The organism is Schaalia dentiphila ATCC 17982 (assembly GCF_000154225.1).
In the GTDB taxonomy this organism is placed as follows: domain Bacteria; phylum Actinomycetota; class Actinomycetes; order Actinomycetales; family Actinomycetaceae; genus Pauljensenia; species Pauljensenia dentiphila.
Genome location: NZ_DS264586.1, coordinates 2,273,590 through 2,286,128, shown reverse-complemented (window position 1 = coordinate 2,286,128; position 12,539 = coordinate 2,273,590). Strand labels below are relative to the sequence as shown.

The following is a 12,539-nucleotide window of genomic DNA, read 5'->3' as shown; positions in this document are numbered from 1 at the left end:
ACTGATGAGCCGGTCGCCGCATGAACAATGCGTTCCATGCCACCGAGGCCGGGACGAAGGAGAAGAAATGGCTGTCGTGATGGACCCGCAGATGCCCACGGGCACCGAGGTCGCCTCGTACGAGACCTACGCGCAGGCGCGTGCGGGCATCGACTTCCTGTCGGATGCCGGCTTCGATGTTTCCGCGATCACGATTGTTGGCTCCGACCTGCACCTCGTCGAGCGTGTCAAAGGACGCCTGACGATCGCCCGCGCCTCCCTCTCGGGTGCCTCCAGCGGCGGCCTGTGGGGAGCCCTGGGTGGCATGCTCATGTCCGCTGGCCAGAGCGCGGGTGGCACGGGAACGTGGGTCGCTGGCGGCATCATCGTCGGCGCCCTGATCGGCATGGCTCTGTCCGCTCTGTCCTTCATCATTCGCGGACGCAGCCGCGACCTCGTGTCCTCCCAGCAGGTTGTCGCCCAGCGCTACGCGGTCCTGGCCTCGGCCGACATTGACCGCGCCTACCAGATCCTGCAGCGCACCCCCGGCAACCGCGCGCGCGTCGTGCGCCCGCGTACGGAGCAGGCGCGCCCGCAGAAGGATTCCGTTGGTTTCTTCCCCGACGGCCGCCCCCGCTTCGGCGCGGCGACCAAGGACGGGGAGGTGCCCGGTGGACGCCAGACGCCCGAGGACACGTCCGCCCGGACCGACGTCCCCGTGAGCGCGCCCGATGCCTCGGCCCCTATGACGAACAGCCCCGAGAGCGCGGCGTCCGCACATGAGGACGCCCCGGCCTCGTCCCCCGAAAAGGACCAGACCGAGGCGTAACCTCAGCTCTGCGCCCGCATTTCAGCGGGACTGCACGCGGGCGATCCACTCCTCAACGTCCGCGATCGTGCGCGGGATGTCCTCGGAGATGCGCGTGACGGTGCCGTCGGCGTTCACGACGACGTCGTCCTCGATGCGCACGCCGATCCCGCGGTACTCCTCGGGGATGAGCAGGTCGTCGGCGCGGAAGTACAGGCCCGGCTCGATCGTGAAGACCATGCCCGGCTCGAGCAGCGCACCCTTGTAGAGCTCGTCTCGCGCCTTCGCACAGTCGTGCACGTCCAGGCCCAGGTGGTGGCTGGTGCCGTGTGGCATCCAACGGCGGTGCTGCTGGCCCTCGGGGGCGAGGGACTCTTCCGGGGTGACGGGCAGGATGCCCCACTCGTGCAGGCGCGTGGCGATGACGCGCATGGCCGCGTCGTGCACGTCCTTGAAGCGGCAGCCCGGCTCGTTGGCGCGGGCCAGGGCGGCCTCGCACGCGTCGAGGACGGCCTGGTAGACGCGCGCCTGGACCTCGGTGAAGCGACCGTTGACGGGCAGGGTGCGCGTGATGTCGGCGGTGTAGAGGGAATCGACCTCGACGCCGGCGTCGACGAGCACCAGGTCGCCTTCGCGCACCTCGCCATCGTTGTCGATCCAGTGCAGGGTATTCGCGTGGTTGCCCGAAGCGGCGATGGTTTCGTAGCCTTCGCCGTTGCCTTCTTCGCGGGCGACCGCTCGGAATGCGCCCTCAATGACGCGCTCGCCACGGCGGTGGCCGACAGCGCGAGGCAGGATACGGATGATGTCCTCGAAACCGGCCTTGGTCACCTCGACGGCTCGCACCATCTCCTCGAGCTCGAACGCATCCTTGGTCAGGCGGATCTCGGACAGGCGTTCCTCGAGACGTTCGTCGTCTTCGCGGGCCTCCTCGCCTGCGGGCAGCCCGGCCTGGGAACGCACTTCGTTCACCATCGCCTCGACGTTGGCGTCGACGCCGCGCACGATGCGCAGCTGCACGGTCCCGGCGTCCTTCGCCAGCGCGTCGCGCAGCGTGTCGATGTGGCGGGTCTCCAGGCCGGTCTGTGCGCTTAGCTCCTCGAGCGAGGGGCGTGCGCCCACCCAAAACTCGCCGTAGCGGGCGTCCGCGTAAAACTCCTTGGAGGAACGCGAGGCGCGGGGCTTAAAGAAGAGCAGAGGAGTGTGGGTACCATCGTCGTTCGGCTCGAGCACCAGGACCGTGTCAGGTTCCTTCTCGCCGCCCAGGCCCGACAGATGCGCGAAGGCGGAGTGCGCGCGGAAACGATAGTCGCAGTCGTTCGAGCGGACCTTGTAGGGGCCCGCGGGGACGACGAGGCGCTCGCCCGGAAACGGGGCACCGGCCTTGAGGGTGCGGTCATTCAGGAAATCGGCGACGCGCTCGCGCGCGGGAAGCTCGGTGGGACGAGGTCCCCAACCGGAGCCGATGAAGTCGCGGAAAGCGGAGGACTGGGGCTGACGAGAGCGGTTATCGCCGCGATCGGCCATGGACTGTGTAGCTTCTTCACTCATGGGTGCTATTCTACGCACGCGTTGTGCGCTCACGGGCGCGAAAGACATGACAAACCCCGGCCTCGTCTCCCAGGTGGCGCGCGCTGCGCCGGGAACGAGGCCGGGGCTGTGTCGGGTGCAAGAGGCTCAGTCCTGGAGGGTGAGCTCTCCCGCGATGGACAGGTCCATCCAGCGCTTGAAGTCCGCGCCGCGCTTGCCCTGCGAGAGCAGGAAGACGGTCTTGGCGTAGAGGGCCTCGAGCGTCATGTCGTGCGCGCCGATCGCGCCCAGCTGGGCCAGGGCGTTGCCGGCCTCATAGTGGCCGAGCATGACCTCGGACTGGTAGCACTGGGAGGCGACGATGATCGGCACCTCGGCCTGCGTGAGCTCGGCCAGGACATCCACGAGGCCGGGCTCGGAGGCGGGGATGTTACCCACACCGAAGGTGCGCAGGATGACCGCATCCGGGTGGGGCGTCGTCATGGCGCGCAGCCGCGCGGCGCTCATACCGGGCACCACGTCGATGACGGCGACATCCTGGCGCTTGTACGGGCTGGGATCCTGCCAGCCGGTGCCCGTGCTCGGCGCCTCGTACCAGCGCCACGGTGCGCCCGTGCGCGCCATGGGGGACACGGAGGGCGACTCGAATCCGCGGAACGCCCACGACGAGGTTTTGGTGGCGCGGTTGCCGGCCAGGAGCTTGTGCCCGAAGAACAGCATGACGCCTCGGGCGCGATGCGAAATTGCAGCGCGCAGGGCGCCCGTGACGTTCGCGGACGCATCCGAGCCGACGACGCCAAGCGGGTACTGAGACCCGGTCAGGACGACCGGCTTGCCCATGCTCGCCAAAGCGTAGGACAGGGCCGCGGCCGAGTAAGCCATCGTGTCTGTGCCGTGCAGGACCAGGAAGGCGTCGGCCTCGTCCGCATGCGCGTTGATGTCGTTGATGATGGCCTGCCAGTCCTCGGGGGTGGCCTCCGAGGAGTCAATGAGCGGGTCCAGCGTCGACATCGTGATGTTCGAGGCCAGCTCGATGCCCTCCAGCTGTGAGCCGAACCATCCCTGAAGGTCAGCGCCGGGGCGCAGACCCTCGGGGGAGTCGACCATGCCGATGGTGCCACCGGCATACGTGACGTGAAGACGCACTGTTCGTCCTTTCTCAGTCGCCCGCCACCAGGGTTTCCTCGCCCTGCAGCGAGGCGGCGGCCTCGTCGGTCAGGTTGCCGACGCGCCCGCGCACGTAGTACCAGCCGGCGACCATGAGGACGACGATCACGGCGAAGAGCGCGAGGGTCCAACGGCCCGACTCGGAGGTCACGTTCGAAGCCACGACGACCGCGAAGAAGAGCAGCGCCAGGTAGTTGGTGTAGGGGGCGCCGGGCATGCGGAACTCGGGGCGCTGTTCCTCGCCGCGCTTGACCTTGCGCAGGAACGCCAGGTGCGAGATGAGGATCATTGCCCAGGTGCCGGCGATGCCGATACCCGCGAGGTCCATGACGATGTTGAAGGCGTTCTCCGGAACGAAGGCGTTGAGCAGGACGCCCAGCAGGCCGAGCGACGCGGTGATGATGATGCCGCCGTAGGGGACGTGGTTCTTGTTGAGGCGAGCGGCGTAGCGCGGGCCCTCGCCCACGAGCGCCATCGAGCGCAGCGTGCGGCCGGTCGCGTACAGGCCGGCGTTGAGCGAGGAGAGGGCGGCGGTCAGGACGACGACCTGGATAATGTCGCCCGCGTGGGGCACGCCCAGGCCGGAGAAGAACGTCGTGAAGGGTGACTCATTCGAGGAGTATGCGTTGTAGGGCAGCGCCAGGGCGAAGAGAACGACAGAGCCGACGTAGAAGAAGAAGATACGCACGACCATCGAGTTGATGGCCTTGGGCAGGATCGTCGCGGCGTCCTTGGCCTCGCCCGCCGCGACGCCCACCATCTCGGTGCCGCCAAAGGCGAAGACGACGCCCAGCGTGAGCGCGAAGACGGGGGCCAGGCCCTCGGGGAACCAACCACCGGACTCGGAGATGTTGTGGAGGCCCGCGGTGTACTCGCCGACGTGAGCCTGAGTGATGATCGCCCAGATTGCCACGCCCATGAAGATGAGGATCGTCGCGACCTTGATCATCGCGAACCAGAACTCTGCCTCGCCGAAGGCCTTGACGCTCATCATGTTGAGGACGAAGACCAGGGCGAGCGCGACGAGGGCGATGACCCACTGCGGGACGGACTCGAACATCGACCAGTAGTGCATGTACAGCGCCACCGCGGTGATATCGGCCATGACCGTGACCGCCCAGTCCAGGAAGAAGAACCAGCCGGTGACGAACGCACCCTTCTCGCCCAGAAACTCGCGGGCGTAGGACACGAATGCGCCCGAGGATGGACGGCGTACGGCGAGCTCGCCGAGGGCCCGGACCATCAGGAACGCGAAGACGCCACACACCGCGTAGGCGAAGGCCAGCGCGGGGCCGCCCTGAGCCAGGCGGCCGCCGGCACCCAGGAACAGGCCGGTGCCGATCGAGCCGCCGATGGCGATCATCTGGATGTGTCGGTTTTTCAAAGCCTTGTTGTACCCGGCGTCTCCTGCGTCGGTCGCGGTGGACACCTGGGTCTGATCCTTGTCAGACACGCGTGTACTCCAATCGGTGTTGAGGGAGGCCAAATGGCCGCTTACTGCCAGTTTCCTATAGTCGACGGATCGTCGCTGCAGGTGGGACGGTGGTCAAAACGGCGGCTTCGAAACGGGAGAACGTGCAGAAAATGCGGTCGAGACAAGCCAAAACCGGGTCATTGGAGAGACCTCCTGGCGCTCGCGGGTGTTGTTCGCCCGCGCGGTTGTGTGATGGGACTAATGGGGTAATCTCAAATGGTGAAGCGAATTGACCCCCACACTCATAGCGCGTATTCAGACGGGACGGATACGCCCGCGCAGCTCCTGGCTATCGCCGCGCAGGCCGGGCTGGACACCATCGCGCTGACGGACCACGACACGACGATCGGATGGGACGAGGCCGCGGCCGCTGTCGCGGACACCGGCGTGAGCCTCATCCGGGGCGCTGAGATGTCGTGCTCGTCCTCGGGGATTACCGTGCACCTCCTGGCGTACCTCTTCGACCCGGCCAGCCCCGGCCTCGTCGATAATTTCCGACGCACGCGCGAGGACCGCGAGACGCGCGCCGCGCGCATGGTCGAGAACCTGTCCGCCGACTACCCGATCACGTTGGACGACGTGCTCGCCTTCGCGCCCGAGGGCGGCCCCGTGGGGCGCCCGCACATCGCCGATGCGCTTGTCGCCGCCGGTGCCTTCCCCGATCGCAGCGCTGCCTTCGTTCAGGCCCTGCACCCGTCGGGCCCCTACTACGTGCACCACTGGGCGCCCGACCCGGTCGAGGCCGTGCGCTGCGTGCGGAAGGCCGGGGGAGTGCCGGTCTTGGCCCACCCCCGTGCTCGCAAGCGTCAGCGCCTGCTGCCCGAGGCCGTCATCGCCGACATGGCGGAGGCGGGACTCTTCGGCATCGAGCGCGACCACCGCGACCACGCGCCTGAGGATCGCGCCGACGTCGAGCGCATGGCCCGCGAGATGGGTCTGGCGATGTTCGGCTCCTCCGACTACCACGGGACGGGCAAGCCGAACCGTATCGGCGAAAACACGACGGACCCGCAGGTGATCGCCGAGGTCATCGCGCAGGGCACCATCGAGGTGGTCGAGCCGTGAGTCTGTTCGACGTCACTCTTTTTGCGACCGCCTTCGCGACGCTGACGGTCATTATGGACCCGGTCGGCACCGTGCCGATCTTCCTGGGGCTGACCTCGCGATACTCTCAGGTCAAGCAGCGCAGGGCCGCTATCCAGGCGACATCCGTGTCCTTCGGTGTCATCCTGACCTTCGCGATCCTGGGCGGGCAGATCCTGCGCTTCCTGCACATTTCGATGGAGGCCCTTCAGCTCTCCGGCGGCGTCCTGCTCTTCCTGGTCGCCATGGAGCTCCTCATGGGCACCGACTCATCGACACCAGACACGGGGGACGAGGGCGTGAACGTCGCGCTCGTGCCGCTGGGTACTCCGCTCTTGGCGGGCCCCGGCTCGATCGTCGCTGTCATGGTGGCCGTCGGACAGGCCGGCACGAACGTGGGCTCGTGGATCGCAGTCATCGTCGCTGTGATACTGGCGCACGTCGTCATGTGGCTGACGATGCGTTTCTCCCTGATGCTGTCCCGGCTCCTGGGGCCCGGTGGCATCATGCTGCTGACAAAGATTTCCGGCCTGCTGCTGGCCGCCATTGCGACACAACTCATCATGGAGGGCATTTTCCAGTTCATTGCGACCGCTAAGCTGTCCTGAACTGGTTGTTTTTCCGCGTGGTGGAGCCGATGAAAGTCCTGAGAAATAGTGGGGTGCGACTCGTAGACGGGTGATATGTGGAAATATATGCGTAATGGTCAGGAGGTGTTGTAGGGTGGGAGAGAACGCCGTGACGCGACACAGTCCGCACTGGTCAGGGTCGCGCATTCATCCCTCACCACATTCCTTCCAGGAGAAACAATGAAGAAGACGACCTCGTCTCTGCTTGCCGCCACCGCGGCCCTCGGCCTGATCGCCGCTTCGGCCGGCGTTGCTTTCGCCTCCGAGACTCCCGCGCCGGATCAGTCCGCGAACCCGGCTCCGGGTCCCACCGCCGCCCCGACCACCTCTCCGGCCCCCGGCAACGGCGCGGACAACAACGATGCCCCGCAGCCTGATCCCCAGCCCTCGGGCATGCCCCAGCCTCCGAGCACGCCGGATCCGGAGCCGAGCCAGGACCCGCAGCCGAGCCAGCCTGAGCCCTCGACCCCCGCTGTCGACCAGGCTCCCGCCGCCGATCAGGGTGGTGCTGGCGCCGCTTCGGGCCCCGTCGGCACCACCGGCGTGACCACCCGCGGCCAGATCTCCACCGGCAACGGCCCGGCCCCCGTCTCTGCTCGTGGCGGTATCCGTAACACGAACGCCCCGGTCGGCTCCCCCGCCGCCTCGAACCCGACGCTGGCCAACACCGGCTCCGTCGCTTCGATCGCCGCTGGCGCTGGCGTTATCGCGCTGGCCGGTGGCGTGACCCTCGTGGTTGCTCGCAAGCGCCACTGAGGCATCTTCGCCTGACAAATAAAGCGGGCCCGCTCGATCCGAGCGGGCCCGCGTTTTGTCTAGTTTGCGCAGATCACGCGATAGTTGTGCACGAACGTGCAGCAAAAAACCGCGAATTTGCACCGAAAAGTCATCGTTTCGCCTTGAAATGATGCGTGCATCACATGCATAATGGAACTACCGAAAGTCACCATGAATTGAGCCCTCATGATGAACCGGTGATGGGAAGTGGCACCGCTCCATTGAGGGGTGCCACTTTCCTGTTATGCGCCCCTGCGGAGCGTGCCCCCCGCAGGGGCGCACCTTGCGGGGGATGATCCGTCAGCGCTGGCGACGGCGCAGAGCCAGAGCTCCCAGGCCTGCCAGTCCAGCCATGATGGCCGCACCGGCCAGCATCGGGGTGTCAGCGCCCGTGCGAGCGAGGTTGCCGCTCGGGGTTGCGGACGGGGTGGGAGTGGGGGTCGTCGGCTCGGGCGTCGGGGAATCCGACGGCGCCGGCGTGGTCGGCTCCTCGGTGGGAACCGTGCACTCGCTGTCCGTGCCGGTCAGCCAGTTGTGCAGGACGATCGGGGCCAGGATCGGGGAGCCTTCGAGAGTCTCGCCGGTCAGGATGCCGTTAATGTTGAAGGAGAAGGCGGAGTTTGCCGGCATGTGCTTGATCGTGACGGTGATGGTCTTGCCGTCCTCGCTGACCTTGATCTCGCCCAGGCCCTCGACGGTGTTCGTGAAGCCGTTACCCTTGAGCGCGCCAGCGCCGGGGTTGGAGATCGTGTTGATCGTGGAGGCGTCGAACTTCAGGCCCTGGATGGCCTTGATCGTCAGCGTCGCGTTGGTGAGGTCCTTGTGGGTGGCGCCGTACAGGCGCAGGGTGCGCGAGTCGCCGACCTTTGGGTCGGTACCGGTGGCGACGAACCAGCCATCGGCGTTGGCTTCGCCCCACTTGGGCTCATCCGAACCCCAGGAGCTGGAGTACTTCGAGCGCTCGTTGATGTCACGCGAGTAGGGGCTCCACACGGTGCGGTCCACCGTGGTGACCTGGCACTTGGTGAGCTCGGGGGTTTCAGGGGTGGGCAGGTCGCCGCACACCGCGCCGTCGGCCGGGAACTGGGCACCGGTCAGCGTCGCGGTAGCGGTCGAGGACTCGGCCCCCTCGGGGAAGGTGCCCGTGAACTGGAAGACAGTGCCAGTGTTGGCTTCGAGGCCCTTGTTCAGCGTGATGGTCCAGATGTTCTTCGCCGCGTCGGTCAGGGTGGCCGTGAAGTCGCCGTCGTTCCACGTGTAGGTGGCGGCCTGGCCGCCCCATGCCTGCATGAAGGCGTTCAGGCCTGCGCGGGTCTCGAGCTTTCCGGTGAAGACGGTGTTGGTCATGTCGTCGGGCAGGTCGACGGTGATCGTCGTGCCGGCGGCCAGCTTGGTCTTGGTGGCGACGGGGAAGCGCCAGTTCTGCTGGGATCCGGAGATCCAGTGGTTGGCCTCGAACATGCCCGGTGCCGTGTAGGAGTCGTTATTGAACAGGGCGGACACCTTCGAGGTGTAGCCGTTGTTCGAGCCGGTGGCGACCTTGTTGATGGTGCCGTCGGCGTTGCGGGTGATTGCGTCGGCGGATACAAGCTCGGGGTGGTGGGCCAGGATGTCCGTGTCGAGGATCGCCGAGGCGGTCCAGTTCGCGCGGCACGCGGTCGAGTTGTCGCCGTTGGCAATCGTGGGACCGGTGGGCTTGTTCTCTTCGGTAGGAGAAGCCATTGCCGGGCCTGCGATCAGGGCGGTCGCGAGCGTGGCGCTCAGAGCCGTCGTGATGGTCAACCTATGCGTCAGTTTCATCGTATTCCTCGTGTTGAAGGTGATTCAGTCTCAAGAACACTGGCCGTGTGGGCTGTTGTTAGCCCGGTCAGCATTGGTTACATGAAAACCTTAGTCCATGAACACTGACCGTGTCTCACGTTTGCGAAAAATCATTGAAGGAGTATTTCGCAACTTGCTGCAGGTGGGGTTATTTTCGCTGGTGTTTGTTGGTGACAACCTGGGTCTTTAGTCTTAGAGTCAATGTGGCGGGTGTGCTCCGTCACGTGGCTGAGGGTGGGGTTTCTCCCAGACCCGTGCCAGCGCATGGAATCGTGGTGGTTAATCGCTACCCTCTAGAATTGAGGCCAGCCCCACCCTGGGGCGCTCGCCCCCGCGGCGGGCACGGCGCAGTTACAAAAAAGGAAATCGTATGACGCTGGATCTGACGCAGTCGCTGCCCTCTCATGTGCGCGCGACCTCTGGACGCCCCGTTGAAGATTCGACCCTGATGGAGGTGTGGCAGGGCCTGTCCGCCGCAATCGTTGATCAGATCGCCGATAACTGGGCCGCCACCACGGAGCGTTACGCCAAGGGTCGTCAGGAACACTACTTCTCCGCCGAGTTCCTCATGGGCCGAGCCCTGCTCAACAACCTGTCGAACCTCGGCCTCGTCGAGCAGGCTCGCGAAGCCCTCGCCGCTTACGGCCTCGACCTCGGCCAGGTCCTCGAAGAGGAACCTGATGCTGCCCTCGGTAACGGTGGCCTAGGTCGCCTCGCCGCCTGCTTCCTCGACTCCTGCGCGACCCTCGACCTGCCCGTGCGCGGCTACGGCATCCTGTACCGCTACGGCCTGTTCAAGCAGCTCTTCGACAACGGCTTCCAGACCGAGCACCCGGACCCGTGGATGGAAGAGGGATATCCCTTCGTCATTCGCCGCGAAGAGCGCGCACGCATCGTCTCCTACGCTGACCTGACCGTTCGCGCCGTCCCCTACGACATCGCGATCACCGGCTACGGCACCAAGAACGTGGGCACCCTGCGCCTGTGGAAGGCTGAGCCGATCGAGGAATTCGACTACGACGCCTTCAACTCCCAGCGCTTCACCGACGCCATCGTCGACCGTGAGCGCACTATGGACATCTCCCGAGTCCTGTATCCCAATGACACCACGTTCGAGGGCAAGGTCCTGCGCGTGCGCCAGCAGTACTTCTTCTGCTCCGCCTCCCTGCAGGAAATCGTCGCCAACTACGTGCGTCACCACGGCACCGACCTCAACGGCTTCGACGAGTTCAACGCCGTCCAGCTCAACGACACCCACCCGGTCCTCGCCATCCCCGAGCTCATGCGCATCCTCATGGACGAGCACGGCCTCGGCTGGGAAGATGCCTGGAAGGTCGTCTCCAAGACCTTCGCCTACACGAACCACACGGTTCTCGCCGAAGCCCTGGAGACCTGGGACATCCACATCTTCGACCGCCTGTTCCCGCGCATCGCCGAGATTGTCCGCGAGATCGACCGCCGCTTCCGCATCGATATGGCTGAGCGTGGCCTCGACCAGGCAACGATCGACTACATGGCCCCCGTCGCCGGCAACACCGTGCGCATGGCCTGGATCGCCTGCTACGGCTCCTACTCCATCAATGGCGTCGCCGCCCTCCACACGGAGATCATTAAGCGCGACACCCTCAAGGAGTGGTACGCGATCTGGCCGGAGCGCTTCAACAACAAGACCAACGGCGTGACCCCGCGCCGCTGGCTCAAGCAGTGCAACCCGCGCCTGGCCGCCCTCCTCGACGAGGTGACCGGCTCCGACGCGTGGGTTCGTGACCTCACGGAACTCTCTAAGTTTACCGAGGCCGGCACTGACGAGGTGCTTGAGCGCCTGGGCGAGATCAAGCGCGCCAACAAGGTCGACTTCGCGGCGTGGGTCAAGGAGCGCGAGGGCGTCGAGATTGACCCCGATGCGATTTTTGATGTCCAGATCAAGCGCCTGCATGAGTACAAGCGTCAGCTGCTCAATGCCTTCTACGTCCTGGACCTGTACTTCCGCATGAAGGACGACCCGACGCTGGACACACCCAACCGCGTCTTCATTTTCGGCGCGAAGGCCGCTCCCGGCTACATCCGCGCCAAGGCGATCATCAAGCTCATCAACGCTATCGCTGAGCTGGTGAACAACGACGCGGACATCAATGGGCGCATCAAGGTTGTCTTCGTTCACAACTACAATGTCTCGCCCGCTGAGCACATCATCCCCGCCGCGGATGTGTCCGAGCAGATCTCGATGGCCGGTAAGGAGGCCTCGGGTACGTCCAACATGAAGTTCATGATGAACGGCGCCCTCACCCTGGGCACCCTGGACGGCGCGAACGTTGAGATTCTCGAGGCCGTGGGCGATGAGAACGCCTACATCTTCGGTGCGACCGACGATGAGCTGCCCGAGCTGCGTCGCCACTACGACCCCCGTTGGCACTACGAGAACGTCCCCGGCCTCAAGCGCGTCATCGACGCCCTGACCGACGGCACGCTCGACGACTCCAACTCCGGTTGGTTCCACGACATCCGCCACTCGATCCTCGAGGGCGGCTACGACCCCGCCGACGTGTACTACGTGCTGGGTGACTTTGCTTCCTACCGCGAGACCAAGGACCGTATGGCCGCCGATTACCGCGACCAGAAGGCCTGGAACGCTCGCGTGTGGGCGAACATCTCCCGCTCCGGCCGCTTCTCCTCGGACCGCACGATCTCCGACTACGCTCGCGATGTGTGGCACATCGAGGGTGAGCCGATCGCCTGACGTATTTGCGTAGGGAAGGGCCTGGAACCGCAAGGTTCCGGGCCTTTCCTGTGTTTCGGGAGCGCGCATCGGTATTGACACGCGACCCAAGTGTATTAGTGGGTTGACACAATTCTGAATCTGTGTCATTGTATTAGTGTATTAATACAGAGAGACAGGAGGGATGCATCGATGCGCATCGATGACACCCGCCCCATCTGGATCCAGCTCGCCGACTCCTTCCGATCCCGCATCACCAACGGGACGTGGAAGCTGGGAGAGAAGATCCCCTCCGTCCGAGACCTCGCCATCGAGGCCGGAACGAACCCCAATACCGTCCAACGAGCCCTCGCCGCCCTCGATGAGGAAGGGCTCACGATCCCCAAGCGAACTGCCGGGCGTTTCGTCGCCACCGACGACACGGCGCTCCACGCCCTCCGCCAGGAGGATGCGCGCGCCGCAGCAGACGCTTTCATCCGCGCCTGCCGATCCCTCGGCGTCGATGTTGAAGGTGCCCACGGCCTCGTCGATGAACGCTGGAACGCGGACCTGTAA

At 65.5% G+C, this 12,539-nt stretch carries 10 protein-coding genes; 6 read left to right on the top strand and 4 right to left on the bottom strand.

Features of this window, described 5'->3' with window-relative positions; translation table 11 throughout:
* Window positions 1–67 precede the first annotated feature (67 nt).
* Window positions 68–808 carry a general stress protein gene (locus ACTODO_RS09740; RefSeq protein ID WP_003793430.1) on the top strand — a complete coding sequence of 247 codons (741 nt, stop codon included), beginning with the start codon at window positions 68–70 and terminating at the stop codon, window positions 806–808.
* Between the two features lie 21 nt (window positions 809–829).
* Here ACTODO_RS09740 and ACTODO_RS09735 read toward each other — a convergent pair whose 3' ends face one another.
* From ACTODO_RS09735 to ACTODO_RS09725, 3 genes are all read right to left on the bottom strand, one after another.
* Complete coding sequence (locus tag ACTODO_RS09735; protein ID WP_003793428.1) at window positions 830–2,338, bottom strand: aminopeptidase P family protein; 1,509 nt, start codon at window positions 2,336–2,338, stop codon at window positions 830–832.
* A gap of 126 nt (window positions 2,339–2,464) precedes the next feature.
* Window positions 2,465–3,463, bottom strand: coding sequence for an asparaginase (locus ACTODO_RS09730; RefSeq protein ID WP_034512465.1), 999 nt, complete (start codon window positions 3,461–3,463; stop codon window positions 2,465–2,467).
* 13 nt (window positions 3,464–3,476) lie between these two features.
* The gene (locus ACTODO_RS09725; protein ID WP_003793422.1) at window positions 3,477–4,937 is read right to left on the bottom strand and encodes an amino acid permease; all 1,461 of its coding nucleotides are present in this window, start codon (window positions 4,935–4,937) and stop codon (window positions 3,477–3,479) included.
* Window positions 4,938–5,174: 237 nt separating this feature from the next.
* On the opposite strand from ACTODO_RS09725, the gene ACTODO_RS09720 reads away from it, so the two are divergent.
* The 3 genes from ACTODO_RS09720 to ACTODO_RS09710 all read left to right on the top strand — a co-directional run bounded on the left by ACTODO_RS09720 (window position 5,175) and on the right by ACTODO_RS09710 (window position 7,426).
* Entirely contained in the window at window positions 5,175–6,023 is an 849-nt protein-coding gene (locus tag ACTODO_RS09720) for a PHP domain-containing protein (protein WP_003793420.1), read from the top strand.
* Complete coding sequence (locus ACTODO_RS09715) at window positions 6,020–6,649, top strand: MarC family protein (RefSeq protein ID WP_003793419.1); 630 nt, start codon at window positions 6,020–6,022, stop codon at window positions 6,647–6,649. Before ACTODO_RS09720 ends, ACTODO_RS09715 begins: the two co-directional genes overlap by 4 nt.
* A 201-nt stretch (window positions 6,650–6,850) precedes the next feature.
* Window positions 6,851–7,426 carry an LPXTG cell wall anchor domain-containing protein gene (locus ACTODO_RS09710; protein ID WP_003793417.1) on the top strand — a complete coding sequence of 192 codons (576 nt, stop codon included), beginning with the start codon at window positions 6,851–6,853 and terminating at the stop codon, window positions 7,424–7,426.
* A gap of 321 nt (window positions 7,427–7,747) precedes the next feature.
* Here ACTODO_RS09710 and ACTODO_RS09705 read toward each other — a convergent pair whose 3' ends face one another.
* Window positions 7,748–9,247 carry a hypothetical protein gene (locus ACTODO_RS09705; protein WP_003793416.1) on the bottom strand — a complete coding sequence of 500 codons (1,500 nt, stop codon included), beginning with the start codon at window positions 9,245–9,247 and terminating at the stop codon, window positions 7,748–7,750.
* A gap of 391 nt (window positions 9,248–9,638) precedes the next feature.
* On the opposite strand from ACTODO_RS09705, the gene ACTODO_RS09700 reads away from it, so the two are divergent.
* Both ACTODO_RS09700 and ACTODO_RS09695 read left to right on the top strand, forming a co-directional pair.
* Window positions 9,639–12,005: a glycogen/starch/alpha-glucan phosphorylase gene (locus tag ACTODO_RS09700; RefSeq protein WP_003793412.1), complete on the top strand. Its 2,367-nt coding sequence runs from the start codon at window positions 9,639–9,641 to the stop codon at window positions 12,003–12,005.
* A 171-nt stretch (window positions 12,006–12,176) separates the two neighbouring features.
* Window positions 12,177–12,539 (top strand): GntR family transcriptional regulator, encoded by a 363-nt coding sequence (locus ACTODO_RS09695; protein WP_003793410.1) that lies wholly within the window; start codon window positions 12,177–12,179, stop codon window positions 12,537–12,539.

Coding starts and splice junctions, on each gene's coding strand:
- ACTODO_RS09700 (WP_003793412.1), top strand. CDS start 9,639: ATGACGCTGGATCTGACGCAGTCGCTGCCCTCTCATGTGCGCGCGACC.
- ACTODO_RS09735 (WP_003793428.1), bottom strand. CDS start 2,338: ATGAGTGAAGAAGCTACACAGTCCATGGCCGATCGCGGCGATAACCGC.
- ACTODO_RS09695 (WP_003793410.1), top strand. CDS start 12,177: ATGCGCATCGATGACACCCGCCCCATCTGGATCCAGCTCGCCGACTCC.
- ACTODO_RS09720 (WP_003793420.1), top strand. CDS start 5,175: ATGGTGAAGCGAATTGACCCCCACACTCATAGCGCGTATTCAGACGGG.
- ACTODO_RS09710 (WP_003793417.1), top strand. CDS start 6,851: ATGAAGAAGACGACCTCGTCTCTGCTTGCCGCCACCGCGGCCCTCGGC.
- ACTODO_RS09740 (WP_003793430.1), top strand. CDS start 68: ATGGCTGTCGTGATGGACCCGCAGATGCCCACGGGCACCGAGGTCGCC.
- ACTODO_RS09705 (WP_003793416.1), bottom strand. CDS start 9,247: ATGAAACTGACGCATAGGTTGACCATCACGACGGCTCTGAGCGCCACG.